General features: G+C 57.2%; 1 protein-coding gene. It reads left to right on the top strand.

The features are described 5' to 3' along the window. Nucleotides 1-269: hypothetical protein (locus tag GE543_RS27225; RefSeq protein WP_178118684.1), on the top strand; the 269-nt coding region annotated here is incomplete at both ends.

Genomic DNA, 269 nt, shown 5'->3' with positions numbered 1-269 from the left:
TCAACAACATGAACGGGCAAACCGTTCATCTCGATCAAATTCGCAGGCCGGCGAAGGCTGTGCCTGTGCTCGTCATCGGGTTCGACGCGACAAGCGCGTTTTCCACCGACAACGTATTCAGGGAGAAGGTCGCCCCGCTCTTTGCCGAGTACGGCATCAAGAGCTATGTCACGCTCACAAACATCTTCGACATCGTATTCAGCGGCAGCGCGACGTGGGACCGGACGGTTGACCTGTACAACACTTTCCAGTGGGACGCGATCCCCCAC

The organism is Pseudomonas sp. SZ57 (assembly GCF_009495975.1).
GTDB classification, from domain to species: domain Bacteria; phylum Pseudomonadota; class Gammaproteobacteria; order Pseudomonadales; family Pseudomonadaceae; genus Aquipseudomonas; species Aquipseudomonas syringae.
Note: the sequence above shows the minus strand (reverse complement) of the source record. Positions and strands in the feature narration are given on the sequence as shown.